Consider the following 15,983-nt stretch of genomic DNA (forward strand, 5'->3'; position numbering starts at 1 on the left):
CGTTCAGTTGATGGGGATGTTCGCCTTCTCGATCACCGCCTTCCATTTGGCGATGTCGGCCTTCATCAGGGCGCGCGATTCGTCCACGCCCAGGGCGTAGGGTTCGGAGTTCATTTCGCGCAGCTTCTGCGCGACTTCGGGCGAGTTGACGGCGGCCACGAAGGCCTGGTTCAGCTTGTCGATGATGGCGCGCGGCGTGCCCTGGCGGATCGACACGCCGTTCCACGACGCGACCACGTAACCGTCCAGGCCGCTTTCGGCGGTGGTCGGCACGTCCGGCAGGTTGGGGTTGCGGCTGTCGGCCGAGATGGCCAGCGCGCGCACCGCGCCGCTCTTGATCGACGACAGCACGGGCGGCACGAAGTCGAAGCCCACGTCGATGTCGCCTGATCGCACGCCGGTCAGCAGCGCGGCGCTGGTCTTGTACGGAATGGTCTCGGCCTGGATGCCCGCCACCGACTTGAACAGCTCGGCGCCCAGGTGCTGGCTCGACCCGACGTTGGTGGTCCCCAGGCTCAGCTTGCCGGGGTTGGCCTTGGCGTAGGCGATGAGCTCGGTCAGGTTGTGGAAACGCGAATCGGGCTTGACCGTCAGGATCAGGTTGAACCTGGACAGCGTGGCGACCTGGGTGAAGTCGTCCACGATGCTGTAGGGCAGGTCCTTGACCAGCGTCTGGGTGATGGCCGTGCCGTTGCCGCCCTGCACGAGCGTGTAGCCGTCGGCGGGGGCCTGCAGGCCGGCCTGGAACGATTGCACGCCGCCCGCGCTGGGCTTGTTGTCGATCACGATCTGCTGGCCCAGGATCTCGCTGACCTTCTGCGTGACCACGCGCGCGGTCAGGTCGCCGATGCCGCCCGGGCCGTAGGGCAGGTACATCCGGATCGGCCGTTCCGGATAGTCGGCCGCGGCGGCCGGAGGGGGAATGCCGGCCGACAGCGCGGCGGCGAACAGCACAACGGGGTACTTCAGAATTCGCAATGCGGGCAATATCACGGCTCGTCTCCTTGTCCCGGCGTCCTGGGCTGCGCCGATGTCGTACTGGCAAGGATGGTTGCATGCGAGGCGCCGCGGGGTCTATTGAGTAAAACTTCCTCGGGGTTGAGCGTTTCCTCAAGTCACCGGAAGCATTACTCAATGGATGCGTGCGCCTTGCCGCCGGCAGAATGCGGAATGCCTGCGCGGGCCTCGAGCCGGTGCGCAAGCCCACAAGATCCAGGAGACGCCATGTACCCCAGGAATGTTTTTGCCCGAACGGCCGGCGCGACCGTGCTTGCGCTGGCCGCGGCAGGCGCGTGTGCCCAGGGCCAGCCCTATCCTTCCAAGCCGATCACCATCGTCGTGGCCTTCGGCCCAGGAGGCGCCGGCGATCTCGTCACGCGCAAGGTCGCGCAGGCCATGTCGGCGCGCATAGGGCAGCCGGTGGTGGTCGAGAACAAGCCCGGCGCAGGCGCGGCGGCCGCGGCCGTGGCGGTGGCCCAGGCCCGTCCCGATGGCTATACGGCGCTGTTGACCGGCAACGGCACGGCCATCAGCTCCGTGCTGTTCAAGAGCCTGCCGTACAGCCTGTCGCGCGACTTCCGGCACGTCTCGTCCGTTGCCTCGTTCGACCTGGCTCTGATCACCGATGGCCATTCGCGCTTCAAGTCGGTGGCCGACGTCATCGCCTACGCCAAGGCGAATCCGGGCAAGCTCAACATCGGGACCTCGCGCATCGGCAGTACGCAGCATCTGGCGGCCGAGCTGTTCAAGTCCATGGCCGGCATCGACGCCGTCAGCATTCCGTACAAGACGACGGGCGACATGATCGCGGCCGTGCGCGCGGGCGACGTGCAGGTGGCGTTCGAAGTGCTGTCGCCCATCCTGGGCCAGTTGTCGGCCGGCAGCGTCAAGGCCATAGGCGTGACGTCCGCCCGGCGCTTCCCGGGGCTGCCGGACGTGCCTACGGTGGCGGAGGGGGGCGTACCCGGTTTCGATGCGTCGTCCTGGGCCGGCATCAGCGTGCCGGCGGCCACGCCCACGCCGGTGGTCGAGCGCCTGGCGCGCGAGATCCGCGCGGCGGTGGAGTCGCCCGAAGTCCAGTCCTCGCTGCAAGCCATGGGCTATGTGGCCAGTGCCAGCACGCCGGCCGAGATGACCGCGCGCATCGAGCGCGATGCCGCGAAGTGGAAGGCGGTGATCGAGACCGCCGAGATCCCGCTGCAATAGACCGAGACCCCGATTCCCATACGCCATCCAGGACAGGCACCGCATGAAGCGCAGAGTCGTAGACATCCATCCGCACGTCATCAGCACCGATACCCGCGCCTACCCGCGCGATCCGCTGTGGGGCCGGCCATCGGCGTGGTCGCAGGAGCGGCCCGCCAGCACGGAACAATTGCTGCAGGCCATGGACGAGGCGGGCGTGCCCAAGGCCGCCATCGTGCAGGCCTCGACCTGCTACGGCTACGACAACAGTTATGTGGCCGATGCGGTGGCGGCGCATCCCGATCGTTTCACCGGTGTCTTCTCCGTGGACATGCTGGCGCCCGATGCGCCCGCGCGCATGCGGCACTGGGTGGCCCGGGGGTTGACGGGGCTGCGCCTGTTCACCGCGGGCAGCACCGTGGAGGGGCAGGTTCCCGGCCTGGACGATCCGCGCAGCTTTGGCGCGTGGGATTGCGCCGCCGATCTGGGCCTGCCGGTGTGCGTGCAGATGCGCATCGCCGGCGTGCCGCAACTGCGCGTGCTGCTGGCGCGCTATCCGCGCGTGCCCATCGTGCTCGACCATTTCTTTGCGCTGCCGCTGGACGAAGGGCCGCCGTACGCGTCGGCGCAGGAGCTGTTCCGCCTGGCCGCGCATCCGAACATCCATCTGAAGCTGACCCCGGTCATCCTGGCCAAGGCGTATCTGGGCCAGGCCAGCCCGCAATCCTTCTTCGGGCGCGCGCTGGCCGAGTTCGGCGCCTCGCGCATCGCCTGGGGCTCGAATTTCCCCGCCACCGCGGGATCGCTGAAAACCCTCCTGGACGAGGCGCAACAGGCGCTGGCCTGGGCGGGCGACGACGATCTCGACTGGATCTTCCACCGGACGGCTGAACGCCTGTATCCGGCATTGCGGGCCGATGCCGGCCCGGCCACGACTCACGACGACAGGAGCAAGGAGTCCACATGATCATCGATTGCCATGGGCACTACACGACCGCGCCCGAAGCCTTGAACGAGTACCGGCGCCTGCAGGTGTCGGCCTGCGAGTGCGGCAAGTGCGAGATCTTCCCGCGCCCCGTCATCTCGGACGACCAGATACGCGAAAGCCTGGAAACCAAGCAGTTGCGCATCCAGCGCGAACGCGGCACCGACCTGACGATCTTTTCGCCGCGCGCGGTCGGCATGGGCCACCACATCGGCGACCTGCAGACCAGCAATGAATGGGCCATCGTCTGCAACGACCTCATCCATCGCGCCTGCCAGCTGTACCCGGAGAACTTCGCGGGGGTCTGCCAGTTGCCGCAGAGCCCGGGCGTGGCGCCGGCCAAGTGCATACCCGAGCTCGAGCGCTGCGTGAAGGAGCTGGGTTTCATCGGCTGCAACCTGAACCCCGATCCCACGGGCGGCTACTGGAAGGATCCGCCGCTGCACGACAAGTGGTGGTATCCGCTGTACGAGAAGATGGTCGAGCTGGACGTGCCCGCCATGATCCACGTAAGCGGTTCCTGCAACCCGCATTTCCATGCGACCGGCGCGCACTACATCAACGGCGACACGACCGCCTTCATGCAGTTCCTGACATCCTCGCTGTTCAAGGACTTCCCCACGCTGAAGTTCATCATCCCGCACGGCGGCGGCGCGGTGCCCTATCACTGGGGGCGCTATCGCGGACTGGCGCAGGACATGGGCCTGCCGCCGCTCAAGGAACTGCTGCTGCAGAACGTGTTCTTCGATACCTGCGTCTACCACCAGCCGGGCATAGACCTGCTGCTGAAGGTGATTCCGCCGGAGAACATCCTGTTCGCGTCCGAGACCGTGGGCGCTGTGCGGGGCGTGGACCCCGAGACCGGCCACTACTTCGACGACACGCGCCGCTATATCGACGCCGCCACGCTGGGCGACGGCGACAAGGCGAAGATCTTCTCGGGGAATGCCTACCGCGTGTTCGGCCGGCTGAAGGGCCGCGGCTAGCGCGTACCGCTGCTGCGCGATGCTAGCGCAGCAGCGCGTTGACCTGGCGCACGTCGTCTTCCGTCAGGATGCCGGACGCGGCCTTCAGCCGCAGGCCCGACAGCAGCGCGTCGTAGCGTGCCTTGGCCAGGTCGCGTTCGGTGGAATAGAGCTGCTGCTGGGCGTTCAGCACGTCGATGTTGATGCGCACGCCCACTTCGTAGCCGGTCTTGTTGGCGTCGAGCGCGCTGCGGCTGGACACTTCCGCCGCTTCCAGCGCCCGGACCTGGGCCAGGCCCGCGTTCACGCCCTGGAACGCGATCCGCGTGTTCTGCACGGCGGCCCGGCGTGCGACCTCCAGGTCGTTGCGGGCCTTCTCGGACAGCGCGACGGCCTCGTCCACCTTGGAGGTGGTGCCGAAGCCGGCGAAGATGGGCACGGAAACCTGCACGCCCACCGAGCGCGTGGTGTAGAAATCGTTGACCACCGTCTGCCCGACCAGGCCCCGCGTGCGTCCCACGTTGGCGGCCAGGTCGACCGAGGGGTAGTGGCCGCTCTTGGCGATTTCTATGCCGCGCTGGGCGATCTCGCTGTTCAGCGTGGCCTGGGCGACCGCCAGGTTGTTGGCGGCGGCCTGTTCGGTCCAGGCGTCGATCCGGGCCGGCTGCGGCGCCGGCACGTTGACCGTGGGCGGCAGCTTGGCCAGGTCGCCCGCGGGCGTGCCGATGATCTGCTGCAGCGCGCCGATGCGGACCGCGAGGTCGGACTCGGCCTGGATCTCCTGGGCCTGGGCCAGGTCGTAGCGCGCCTGGGCCTCGTAGGTGTCGGTGATGGTGGCCGTGCCGATCTCGAAATTGCGCTTGGCCGATTCGAGCTGTTCCGAGATGGCGATTTTCTGGGCGCCGATGAAGGCCAGGTTGTCCTGCGCCGCCAGCACGTCGAAATAGGCCTGCGCCACGCGCAGGATCAGGTCCTGGCGCCCCTGGGCGAGCTGGGCTTCGCCCACGGCGAGCTGCAGCTTGGATTGTTCGTAGGCGTGCCAGCCCGACCAGCGGAACAGCGGCTGGATCAGTTGCAGCGTATAGGTCTCGTTCGTGTAGGTCACGCCCGGCAGGCGGGTCGTGGAGGCGTTGGCGCGGGTGCCCGCAAGCGAGATGGTGGGCAGCAGCGCGGCGCGCGCCTGGGGCAGCTTTTCAAGCGTGGCCGTATAGGCCGAGCGCACCGACGCGAAGGTCGCGTCGTTGGCCAGCGCCGACTGGTAGGCTTGCTCCAGGTCCAGTGCCGCGACCGCAGGAACGAAAGCGCAGGCGCCGAACAGCGCGCACAGCGTCTGGACGTAGTACGGCCTGGCGCGCATGGGCACGAAGCTCCGCTTAGAACTTGAACTTGGAAACGGTGGTGCCGCGCAGGGGCTTGACCAGGGTTTCGAACAGCGAGGTGGTCTCGAAGCTGGCGGCGGTGGTGCGGGTGATGAGCAGGGAGGTCATGACCGGGGCCTGGCCGACGATGATGGCCAGCCGGCCGCCCACGCGCAGCTGGTACTTCAGGCTGTCGGGCACTTCGGGTACCGAGCCGGTGACGAGGATGGCGTCGTACTCGGTCGAGCCCCAGCCCTTGCTGCCGTCGCCCACCTGCACGGTGGCGTTGGCGATGCCGGCGCGCTTCAGGTTGGCCTGGGCGAAGGCGGCCAGCTTGGGCAGGATCTCGACCGAGGTGACCGTCTGGGCCTGGCTGGCCAGCAGCGCCGTCTGGTAGCCCGAGCCGGTGCCGATCTCGAGCACGCTGTCGGTGGGCTTGAGCGCGAGTTCCTGCAGCAGGCGCGCTTCGACCTTGGGCGCCAGCATGCATTCGCCGCTGTCGTAGTCGTCGAGCCGCAGCGGGATCTCGGTATCGGCGAAGGCGAGGGTGCGCAGCGCGGGCGGCACGAACTCCTCCCGCTTCACCTTGAACAGCAGTTCCAGCACCTTGGGGTCGAGGACGTCCCAGGGGCGGATCTGCTGCTCCACCATATTGAAGCGGGCGTGTTCGACGTCGGGAAGGGAAGCAGCGTTCATGGCAGGACTTGAGCAGGAAAACGTAACAAAACGAACCATTCTAACCGGGTCAGAACGGCTTGGCGACCGTGGTGGCGTGACGGACCTCGGGCGGCTTGGCGAAGTAGCTGCCCACCAGAGCGCGCCAGGCCTTGAAGTCTTCCGAGCCCCGGAAGTGCACGGTGTGGTCTTCCAGCGTTTCCCACTGGACCACGAGCAGGTAGGCGTTGGGATCCTCCAACGTCTGGTGCAGTTCCATGCCGTGGCAGCCCTTGGCCCGCTGGAACAGGGGGGCGGCTTCCTGGACGCCGGCCTCGAATTTTTCCTGGGTGCCGGGCTGGATTTCGATGTGCGCGAGTTCGTAGATCATGGTTGGCCTTCCACAGAACGGCCTGCCATGTTACCCGCGTTCGCGCGCGGCCGGCGGACTATACTGGCGGCGTGCGTCGCCCGCGGGGCGGCGCGTTTCGTTTCCAGAGGATCGCCATGTCTGCCGTTCGTCCCATTCCCAAGGCCCTGACCATCGCGGGCGTGGATCCCTCGGGCGGCGCCGGGGTGCTGGCCGACGTCAAGGCCATGAGCGCGCTGGGCGCGTACGCCTGCGGCGTCATCGCGGCGCTGACCGCGCAGAACACCCAGGGCGTGACGGGCGTGCTGCCCGTCGATCCCGCCTTCGTCGCGCAGCAGATCGACACCTTGTTCGCCGACGTGCCGGCCGACGCGGTCAAGATCGGCATGCTGGGCAGCCGGCCCGTCACCCAGGTCGTGGGCGAGCGGCTCGCGCACTGGAAGCCGCCGCACGTGGTGCTCGACCCCGTCATGATCGCCAAGAGCGGCGACGCCCTGCTGGCGCGCGACGCCATCGGCGCATTGCGCGAAGTGCTGATGCCGCAGGTGACGATGATCACGCCCAACCTGCCGGAGGCCGGCGTGCTGCTCGAGCAGCGGCCAGTGGAAACCGTCAAGGAAATGCGGCGCGTGGCCGAGCGGCTGCGCGAACAGCTGGCCCACAACGGCCATCGCTGGGTGTTCCTGAAAGGGGGGCACCTGCCGGGCGACATGGCCATCGACCTGCTGCACGACGGCGACCAGATGATCGAGCTGGCCGCGCCGCGCATCGATACCCGCAACACCCACGGCACGGGCTGCACCCTGTCGGCCGCGCTGGCGGCGCTGCTGCCCCAGGCGCAGGACGTGCCCGATGCGGCCCGCCGGGCCAAGCACTACCTGACCGAGGCCATCCGCCACGCCGACCGGCTGGGCGTGGGCTCGGGCAACGGGCCGGTGCATCACTTCCACGGATGGTGGTAGAGGTCCCGGTCACGTCGCGGGGGCGGCTGGCGCCGCGTCCACGCCGGGCGCCTGTTCCTGCGCCCGAAGCCGGATCTGCCGGGTAAGCATCGCCATGAAGGCCGCCGCGGCCGGATTCAGCGGCCGGCGCGGATGCACCACCGACACCACCTGCCGTATCAGTCGTGGCGAGACGATGGCGTGCGCCTGCAGGATCCCGGCCCGCAGCCGGTCGTGCACGGCGATGCGCGGCAGGATCGTCGCCAGCTGGTTCTGCTCGACCAGCTTGACCACGGTGACCAGGGAATCGACTTCCAGCGAGGGGGCCAGTTCGACGTTGTCGTGCTGGGCGAAGCTGTCGATGATGTGGCGCAGGCCGTGGCGCCGCGTGGTCAGCACCAGCGACAGGTTCTGCGACGCGATCTGGCCGAGCGTGAGCCGCGCGGGCAGGTTGCCGGCATGCCGCGTGCCGGTGATCAGCACCAGTTCTTCGTCCACGATGTGGTCCACGCTCAGCGCCAGCGGCCGGCGTGGCTTGTTGATGATGGCGGCGTCGAGCTGTCCGCCCGCCACCCAGTCGCTGAGCGTGGCGCTGTAGCCGTCGGCCACGGTGACCGAGACCTTGGGATGGCTGGCCGAAAACTTGGTCATGGTCTCGGCCAGCACGCCTTCGGTGATGGAGGCGATCAGGCCGATGTTGACGTGGCCCGCGATTTCTCCGTCGTTGCACAGCACTTCGTCGCGGGCCTGCGAGAAGTCGCGCATGATGGGCAGGAACAGCCGGTACATGTGCCGCGCCGTGGCGGTGGGCAGCATGCCCTGGGGGCTGCGTTCGAACAGCCGCTGCCCGACTTCCTGTTCGAGCTTCGAGATCTGCATGCTGAGCGCGGGCTGGACGATGTTCAGCCGGCGCGCGGCCTTCGTGACCGTGCCTTCCTCGAACAGGCAGATGAAGTATTGGATTTGCCGGAATTCCATGTCGCGTCCAGGTGTTCAGTTTTTCTGATGGAGATCATAAAAAGCCATGAACGAATGGCCGATGGTCGAGATCTCTGTCTGGTGAATTATCACTGCTCTGCCGAAGGAGGAAAGCACCTTTATCCTGTCTTTATATTCAGAAAAATTGATATAGACAATAATTAAATATTAATTGAACTGATTATGCCGCGATCTTAGACTTCCGCTCCACAAGAAAGAGAAGTGGAGACGCGACATGACCCTTTCCCCTTTGGGCCCGCGAGCCCTGGCGGCGTTGGCCGCGGCCGGCCTGGCGGTGGTGCTGCCCGGGACCGCCCTGGCGGCAGCCGATACCTATCCCTCCAAGCCCTTGCGCATCGTCGTGCCCTATCCGACCGGTGGCTTCAACGACACGCTGGGGCGGCTGGTGGCGGCCAAGCTGCACGAGGCCTGGGGCCAGCCGGTCATCGTCGAGAACAAGCCGGGCGCGGGCACGCAGATCGGTTCGGCGGCCGTGGCGCGGGCGCCGGCGGACGGCTACACCCTGCTGGTCGTGCAGTTTCCGTTCGCCGCGAATCCCTGGCTGTACAAGAAGCTGCCCTACGACACGGTCAAGGATTTCACGCCCGTGATACTGGCAGGGCGGTCGCCCATGCTGCTGGTCGTGAACGCCGAATCCAGCCTGCGTTCCGTGGCCGACGTGCTGGCGGCGGCGCGGGCCCGGCCCGGCAGCCTGAACTACGGCACATCCGGCGATGGTTCCTCCAACCACCTGGCGATGGAGCGCTTCTCCGGCATGACCGGCGCGAAGATGACGCCGGTGCCGTACAAGGGAAGCACGCCGCTGTTGACGGACCTGGCCGGCGGCCAGGTCGGCCTGGCCTTCGATGCCTTTCCCCATGTGCTGCCCTTCATCCAGTCGGGCAAGGTCAAGCCGCTGGCGATCGCCGATGCGCGGCGGTCGGCGCTCATGCCGGAACTGCCCACCGTTTCCGAGGCGGGCGTGCCCGGCTACGAAGTGTCGTCCTGGCACGGATTCGTGGTGCCGGCCGGCACGCCCCGTCCCGTGGTCGACAAGCTCAATGCCCAGCTCGAGGCGATTCTGGCCATGGAGGACGTGCGCAAGGTCTTCCGCCAGCAGGGCGTGGTGCCCGATGGCGGAAGCCCGGAGGCGTTCCGTACCTTCATCGCCGGGCAGATGGACCTCTGGAAGCAGGTGGTCCGGCAGGCCGGGATCGTGCCGCAATGAAGGCGGCCGCTCCGCTGGTGGTGCGCGACGTGCAGGCCTACGCCACCTCGTTCCCGGTTCCCGCTTTCAGCAGCGTGACGCTGGGCGTCGGGCGGGTGATCAAGCGCGATGCCGTGGTGGTCAAGGTGACGACCGAATGCGGACTGGTGGGATACGGCGAATCGCATCACGGGCGCGCCCACACCACCATCGCCCATTTCGTGAACAGCGCGCTGCGGCCGTTCGTGGTGGGCCGGGACGCGGCCGACGTGAACGGGATCTGGCATCACATCTACATGCGCCAGCTGGCCAGCCACGGCCTGGGCACCGCCTGCGCGATGGCCATGAGCGGCATCGACATGGCGCTTTGGGACATTCGCGGCAAGGCTGTCGGCTGGCCGCTGCACAGGCTGCTGGGCGGCGCCGCGCGGGCGGTTCCCGCCTATGCCGGGGGGGTCGCACTGGGGTGGCAGGATCCCGCCGCCCTGGTGGAGGAGGCGCGCCGCCACATCGAGGCCGGATACCGCGCGGTGAAGCTGCGGCTGGGGGACAGCGTGGCGCGCGACCTGGCCCGCGTGCGCGCCGTGCGGGAGGCGTTCGGCGGCGAGCTGGTCATCCTGGCCGATGCCAATACCGCCTATGGGGTGGACGAGGCGCGCGCCGTGATGCCGAGGCTGGACGAACTGGGGGTGGGCTGGCTGGAAGAGCCGTTCCCCCCGCACGATCATCGCAGCTATGCGCAGGCCCGGACCTTCGGGCGGGTGCCGCTGGCGGCGGGCGAGAACCACTACACCCGCTACGAGTTCAACCGGCTGGTGGACGACGGCGTGGTCACCGTATTGCAGCCCGACCTGTCCAAGGCGGGCGGCATCACCGAGACGCTGCGCATTGCCGCGATGGCGTCGGCCCACAAGCTGTGGGTGCATCTGCATTCGTCGATGACGGGCATCAACCTGGCCGCCTCCGTCCACGTGCTGGCGGCGCTGGACAACGGCGGGTATTTCGAGGCGGATGTCTCGCGCATGAATCTGTTTCGCGATCGCCTGACGAGCACGCCGTTCGAGATCGGCGACGACGGTTGTGTCCGGCCGCTGGAGGGGCCGGGCCTGGGCGTGGAGGTGGACGAGGACTTCCTGCGCGCCCATCCGGCCATCGAAGGGCCGGCCTACGCATGACGCAGCAATCCATCAAACAGACAAACGGAGACAGGAACATGCACTTCACGACGTGGATCAAGATCGCCGCGGGCGCGGCCGCCCTGGCGGCCACCGCGCCCGCCCTGGCGGACCGGGTGGCCGACGCCTACCCGGAAAAACCCATACGCATCATCGTTCCCTATACGCCGGCGGGCTTCAACGATGCCATGGCGCGGGTGTTCGCGCGCAAGCTGCAGGAAAGCTGGCACCAGCCGGTCATCGTCGAGAACAAGCCGGGCGCGGGCACCATCATCGGCACCGAGCAGGGCGTCCGCGCCGAGCCCGACGGCTACACGCTGGTGGTGGTGGGCTTCCCGCTGGTGGCCAACCAGTTCCTGTACAAGAAGCTGCCCTACGACTCGGTCAAGGATGTGGCGCCGGTGATCCTGGGCGCGCGTTCGCCCAACCTGCTGGTGGTCAGCGCGAACTCGAGCATACGCAGCGTGCAGGACCTCGTGGCCGAGGCGCGGCGCCGCCCGGGCAAGCTCAACTACGCGACCGCCGGCAACGGCACCTCGAACCACCTGACCATGGAGTACTTCAAGAGCGTGGCGGGCATCGATCTCATACAGGTGCCCTACAAGGGCAGCGCGCCCATGGTGACCGACCTGCTGGGCGGCCAGGTGGACGTGATGTTCGACAACATGCCGCACGTGCTGCCCCACGTGCGCGCGGGCAAGATGCGCGCGCTCGGCATCACCGGCGCGAAGCGCTCGCCGCTGGCGCCCGATCTGCCCACCATCGCCGAGCAGGGCTATCCCGGCTTCGAGGTCGCCGTCTGGTATGGCCTGGCCGCCCCGGCCCGGACGCCGCCCGCCATCCTGGCCAAGCTGAACCGGGAACTGAACCGGATCCTGGCCACCGACGAGGTCAGGAAGACCTTCGCCGACCAGGGCGTGGAGCCGCTGGGCGGATCGCTGGAGGATTTCTCGGCCTATTTCAAGGAACAGTCCCAGCGCTGGTCCAAGGTCGTGCATGACGCCAAGGTGTCCCTGGAGTAGGGGAGACCGGCGCAATTGACGAGGAAAGGAATCATGACAGGCAAGAACAGGCCCCGGGACATGCGGCAGTGGCTGGCGCACCTGGCGAAGACGGACAGGCTCGCGGTCCTGCGCGAGGGCGTGCCGCTCAAGCACACGCTGGCGGCCATGGCCAAGCTGCTGGACGGCCGCCAGGCCGCCTACTTCCCTCGGCCTGGCGGCCATGCCATGCCCGTCGTGTCGGGCTTCATGGCGCAGCGCGCCTGGATCGCCGAGGCACTGGGGGTGGATTCGGCCGGGTTGCTGGAGGCCTTCCGGACGGCGGCCGAGGCGCCGCTGCCGTGGCGCGAGGTAGCGTCCGTTTCGGCGCCCTGCCAGGAAGTCGTGCTGCGCGACGTCGACCTGTTGGCGCAACTGCCCATTCCCACCCACAGCGAGTTCGACAGCGGTCCGTACATCACGGCAGGCATGGTGATCGCGCGCAATCCCGTCACGGGCGTGCAGAACGTCTCGATCAACCGCATCCAGGTCCATGCCCGCGATCGCATGGCCATCCTGATGCTGCCGCGCCATCTGCACGCGTTCTACCAGGAGGCGGAGGCGCACGGCCTGGAATTGCCGGTGGCGGTGGTGATCGGCGCCGATCCGCTGACGCTGCTGGCTTCGCAGGCCATCACGCCCATCGACTACGACGAGCTGGAGATCGCCGGCGCCCTGCACGGCGAACCGCTCGAAGTCGTCAAGTGCCTGACCAACGACGTGCGCGTGCCGGCCCGCGCCGAGATCGTGATCGAGGGGCGGCTGCTGCCGGGCGTGCGGGAAGAGGAAGGGCCGTTCGGCGAATTTCCGCGCTACTACAGCGCCAAGGAAAAGCGCGAGGTGATCGCGGTCGATGCCATCACGCACCGGCGCGGTCCCATCTTCCACACCATCGTGCCGGCCGAACTCGAGCACCTGCTGCTCGGGTCCATCCCGCGCGAGGCCACGCTGCTGTCGCACCTGCAACGCAGCTTTCCCGGCGTGCTGGACGTGCACCTGAGCATGGGCGGGGTGGGGCGCTACCACCTGTTCGTCAAGTTCAGGAAGCGCCGCGAGGGCGAACCCAAGAACGTGCTGCTGTGCGCGCTGGGGGCGCACTACGACATCAAGCAGGTGATCGTGGTGGACGACGACGTCGACGTGCACGACCCCAAGCAGGTCGAGTGGGCCGTGGCCACGCGCTTCCAGGCCGACCGCGACCTGGTGGTGATCAGCGGCGCCCAGGGATCGGTGCTCGACCCGTCCACCACCGTGGGCGTGGACGACATCGAGAATCTGCCGCCGGCCCTGCAGGGCATCGGCGCCAAGATGGGGCTGGACGCCACGCGGCCGCTGGCCTATGCGGGCCACATCTTCACCAAGGTCAGGATCCCGGGCGAGGCGGAGATAGACATCGCCGCGCAGATCATGCCCAATGCCGTGGTCGACTGGGAAACCGGCGCGGTCGGTTAGCGGCGCACGAGGAACAACGATGACCCTGGCTTCCATCCTGTCCACCGGCGACCTGGAGCAGGCCGCGCGGCGGCGCCTGCCGCCCAGCGTGTACGGCTATGTCTCGGGCGGCTCGGAAACCGAAAGCGCGCTGCGGGGCAATCGCCAGGCTTTCGATGCCTGGCGGTTCGTGCCGCGCTTCCTGGTGGACGTGTCGCGCCGGTCCCAGGCCAGGAGCCTGTTCGGCACGCACTACGCCGCGCCGTTCGGCATCGCGCCCATGGGCGTGGCCGGCATCTGCGGCTTCGACGGCGACCTCGCGCTGGCGCGCGCGGCGGCCGAGGCCCAGGTGCCCTTCGTGTTGAGCGGCGCGTCGACCACGCCCATGGAGCGCGTGCTGCAACAGGCGCCGGGAAGCTGGTTCCAGGCCTATGTCCCGTCCAACCGTGAACTGATTGGTGCCTTGCTGGCGCGTGCCGAGCGGGCGGGCGTACCGGTGCTGGTGGTGACGGTGGACGTGCCGATCGCCTCGACGCGCGAGGTGGAGCTGCGCAACGGCTTCAGCCTGCCGCTGCGGCTCACGCCGCGGCTGGTGGCCGGCGGCCTGGCGCGGCCCGGCTGGCTGGCGCGGACCTTCCTGCAAACGCTGCTGCGCCAGGGCATCCCCCGGTTCGAGAATTTTTCCGCGGCGCGTGGCAACCGCATCATCACGGCGGCATCCGGCGACCACCGCGCGGGGCGGGCCGCGCTATCGTGGGACGACCTGGCCTGGGTGCGCGACCGCTGGCGCGGCCGGCTGGTGATCAAGGGCCTGCTGCATCCGGAGGATGCCGGGCGCGCCCAGGCCATCGGCGCCGACGGCGTCATCGTCTCCAATCACGGCGGCCGGCAGCTCGACGGCGCGCAGGCGCCGATCGATGCCTTGCCCGCCATCGCGGCCGCGGCGCCGCGGCTGGCGATCATGGTCGACAGCGGTTTTCGCCGCGGTACCGACATCCTGAAGGCCCTGGCGCTGGGCGCCGATTTCGTCTTCATCGGCCGCCCCGCCATGTACGGCCTGGCCGTGGGCGGACAGGCCGGCGTCGCCCACGTGCTGGCCCTGCTCAAGCGCGAGATCGATGTCGACCTCGCCCTGCTGGGATGCGCCGACGTCGCCGGCCTGGACAGCCGGTACCTGGCCCGGCCAGGCCCGCCATCCGAATTCCGCATCCCTTCCGGAGAATGCTCATGCACTTGCTCGACGCCCGCCATCTGATCGATGGACATTGGCTGCCTTCCGCCGACGGCCGCACGGCCGCCAGCATCGACCCCGCCACGGGCCAGGCCATCGGCACGCTGGCCGACGGCGGCCGCGCGGAGGCGCAGGCGGCCATCGCCGCCGCCCGCCGCGCCTTCGACACGACGCCCTGGCCGCAAAGCCCGCGCGCGCGGCAGAACGTCCTGCTGCAATGGGCCGACCGGCTCGAACGCCGTACCGATCTGGCGGCGCTGCTGACGCGCGAGAACGGCAAGGTGCTGCGCGAGGCGCGCGGCGAGATGGCCGGCGCCATTTCCGAGATCCGCTATTACGCCGGGCTGGCGCGCCACATGCCCGGGCATTTCATGGAAGTGGAGCCCGGAGCCTTCGCGGCCACGCTGCGCGAGCCGGCCGGGGTGGCGGCGCTGATCATTCCCTGGAACGCCCCGGTCGTGCTGCTGATCCGGGCGCTCGCGCCGGCGTTGGCGGCCGGATGCACCGTCATCGTCAAGCCGGCGATGCAGACCGCGCAGATCACGGCGGCGGTGCTGCGGGAACTGACGCAGGTGCCCGGCCTGCCTTCCGGCGTGCTGAACCTGGTGTGCGAGACCGGCAGCGACGCGGCCAGGGAACTGGTCGCGTCGCCCGACGTGGACGTGCTGAGCTTCACCGGCTCCAACCTGGTCGGCCAGCACATCATGGCGGCGGCCGCACCCACCATGAAGAAGCTGTCGCTGGAGTTGGGCGGCAAGTCGTGCTGCCTGGTTTTTCCCGATGCGGACATCGAGGCGACCGCGTGCCGGCTGGCCGCGGCGGCCACCATCATTTCCGGACAGCAGTGCACGGCCGCGCGGCGTGTGCTGGTCCATGCGTCGCGTCTGGACGAGATGAAGCGTGCCCTGGCCTTGGCCCTGTCGGCCATCGTGGTCGGTCCCGGTGCGGACGAAGCCTCGGGCATGGGGCCGTTGATCGACGAGCAGGCGGTACGGACCGTGGACGAGGCCGCACGCCGCGCGCTGGACGAATGCGACGAGGTCCTGCTGCGCGGTGGCCGGCCGCAGGGGGCGCTGGCCGGCGGCAGCTATCTGACGCCCACGCTGGTCGCGCATCGCGACAGCTCGGCCTTCTTCTGCCAGGAAGAAATCTTCGGCCCCTTCGTGGTGCTGGAATCCTTCGACGACGAACGCGAGGCGGTGCAGCGCGCCAATCACACGGTGTACGGGCTGTCCGCGAGCGTCTGGACCGCCGACGGCGACCGCGCATTGCGCGTCGCGCGCGCCCTGCGCAACGGCACGGTCTGGATCAACGACCACAACCGTCTGTTCGCCGAAGCCGAAACCGGCGGCTACCGCCAGAGCGGGCTGGGCCGGCTGCACGGCTACGAGGGGCTGGGCGATTTCCTGGAAACCAAGCACATCTATCGCAGCGCCGGCGTGGTCTGAGACACGCCCAACGAGA

15 protein-coding genes are annotated in these 15,983 nt (G+C 68.4%); 10 read left to right on the plus strand and 5 right to left on the minus strand.

Annotated features, from left to right (window positions below; genetic code table 11):
• Positions 1-3: 3 nt before the first annotated feature.
• The gene (locus WKR98_RS10200; protein WP_341432817.1) at positions 4-993 is read right to left on the minus strand and encodes a Bug family tripartite tricarboxylate transporter substrate binding protein; all 990 of its coding nucleotides are present in this window, start codon (positions 991-993) and stop codon (positions 4-6) included.
• A gap of 231 nt (positions 994-1,224) precedes the next feature.
• Here WKR98_RS10200 and WKR98_RS10205 point away from each other — a divergent pair, with 231 nt between their 5' ends.
• Genes WKR98_RS10205 through WKR98_RS10215 form a run of 3 tightly spaced genes read left to right on the plus strand, consistent with a single transcriptional unit; the run spans position 1,225 to position 4,155 of the window.
• Positions 1,225-2,205, plus strand: coding sequence for a Bug family tripartite tricarboxylate transporter substrate binding protein (locus tag WKR98_RS10205; protein WP_124687999.1), 981 nt, complete (start codon positions 1,225-1,227; stop codon positions 2,203-2,205).
• A 43-nt stretch (positions 2,206-2,248) separates the two neighbouring features.
• Positions 2,249-3,151, plus strand: a complete 903-nt coding sequence (locus tag WKR98_RS10210; protein ID WP_341432819.1) for an amidohydrolase family protein — start codon at positions 2,249-2,251, stop codon at positions 3,149-3,151.
• Positions 3,148-4,155 carry an amidohydrolase family protein gene (locus WKR98_RS10215; RefSeq protein WP_124688001.1) on the plus strand — a complete coding sequence of 336 codons (1,008 nt, stop codon included), beginning with the start codon at positions 3,148-3,150 and terminating at the stop codon, positions 4,153-4,155. The genes WKR98_RS10210 and WKR98_RS10215 overlap by 4 nt, the downstream gene beginning before the upstream one ends.
• A 22-nt stretch (positions 4,156-4,177) precedes the next feature.
• Here WKR98_RS10215 and WKR98_RS10220 read toward each other — a convergent pair whose 3' ends face one another.
• The 3 genes from WKR98_RS10220 to WKR98_RS10230 are packed head-to-tail and all read right to left on the minus strand — an operon-like array spanning position 4,178 to position 6,537.
• The gene (locus tag WKR98_RS10220) at positions 4,178-5,491 is read right to left on the minus strand and encodes a TolC family outer membrane protein (protein ID WP_341432821.1); all 1,314 of its coding nucleotides are present in this window, start codon (positions 5,489-5,491) and stop codon (positions 4,178-4,180) included.
• Between the two features lie 16 nt (positions 5,492-5,507).
• On the minus strand, positions 5,508-6,188 hold the full coding sequence (locus WKR98_RS10225; RefSeq protein WP_124688003.1) for a protein-L-isoaspartate O-methyltransferase family protein: 681 nt from the start codon (positions 6,186-6,188) through the stop codon (positions 5,508-5,510).
• A gap of 49 nt (positions 6,189-6,237) precedes the next feature.
• Positions 6,238-6,537, minus strand: coding sequence for an antibiotic biosynthesis monooxygenase family protein (locus WKR98_RS10230; protein WP_087840875.1), 300 nt, complete (start codon positions 6,535-6,537; stop codon positions 6,238-6,240).
• A gap of 116 nt (positions 6,538-6,653) precedes the next feature.
• Here WKR98_RS10230 and thiD point away from each other — a divergent pair, with 116 nt between their 5' ends.
• A complete protein-coding gene (gene thiD / locus WKR98_RS10235; protein ID WP_124688004.1) occupies positions 6,654-7,478 on the plus strand; it encodes a bifunctional hydroxymethylpyrimidine kinase/phosphomethylpyrimidine kinase in 825 nt (274 codons plus the stop codon).
• Between the two features lie 9 nt (positions 7,479-7,487).
• Here the strand turns inward: thiD and WKR98_RS10240 are convergent, their stop codons facing one another.
• The gene (locus WKR98_RS10240; RefSeq protein WP_341432826.1) at positions 7,488-8,435 is read right to left on the minus strand and encodes a LysR family transcriptional regulator; all 948 of its coding nucleotides are present in this window, start codon (positions 8,433-8,435) and stop codon (positions 7,488-7,490) included.
• Between the two features lie 235 nt (positions 8,436-8,670).
• Between WKR98_RS10240 and WKR98_RS10245 the strand changes: the two genes are divergently transcribed.
• Genes WKR98_RS10245 through WKR98_RS10270 form a run of 6 tightly spaced genes read left to right on the plus strand, consistent with a single transcriptional unit; the run spans position 8,671 to position 15,967 of the window.
• The gene (locus WKR98_RS10245; protein ID WP_341432828.1) at positions 8,671-9,663 is read left to right on the plus strand and encodes a tripartite tricarboxylate transporter substrate binding protein; all 993 of its coding nucleotides are present in this window, start codon (positions 8,671-8,673) and stop codon (positions 9,661-9,663) included.
• Positions 9,660-10,817, plus strand: a complete 1,158-nt coding sequence (locus WKR98_RS10250) for a mandelate racemase/muconate lactonizing enzyme family protein (RefSeq protein WP_341432830.1) — start codon at positions 9,660-9,662, stop codon at positions 10,815-10,817. Before WKR98_RS10245 ends, WKR98_RS10250 begins: the two co-directional genes overlap by 4 nt.
• Before the next feature lie 38 nt (positions 10,818-10,855).
• On the plus strand, positions 10,856-11,839 hold the full coding sequence (locus tag WKR98_RS10255) for a tripartite tricarboxylate transporter substrate binding protein (RefSeq protein WP_341432832.1): 984 nt from the start codon (positions 10,856-10,858) through the stop codon (positions 11,837-11,839).
• A 33-nt stretch (positions 11,840-11,872) separates the two neighbouring features.
• Positions 11,873-13,309, plus strand: coding sequence for a UbiD family decarboxylase (locus WKR98_RS10260; protein ID WP_341432834.1), 1,437 nt, complete (start codon positions 11,873-11,875; stop codon positions 13,307-13,309).
• Positions 13,310-13,328: 19 nt separating this feature from the next.
• Positions 13,329-14,543, plus strand: a complete 1,215-nt coding sequence (locus tag WKR98_RS10265) for an alpha-hydroxy acid oxidase (protein ID WP_341432836.1) — start codon at positions 13,329-13,331, stop codon at positions 14,541-14,543.
• Positions 14,516-15,967 (plus strand): aldehyde dehydrogenase family protein, encoded by a 1,452-nt coding sequence (locus WKR98_RS10270; RefSeq protein WP_341432838.1) that lies wholly within the window; start codon positions 14,516-14,518, stop codon positions 15,965-15,967. Before WKR98_RS10265 ends, WKR98_RS10270 begins: the two co-directional genes overlap by 28 nt.
• Positions 15,968-15,983 lie beyond the last annotated feature (16 nt).

Origin of the sequence: Pigmentiphaga sp. YJ18, from assembly GCF_038066655.1 — a bacterium.
Taxonomy (GTDB): domain Bacteria; phylum Pseudomonadota; class Gammaproteobacteria; order Burkholderiales; family Burkholderiaceae_B; genus Pigmentiphaga.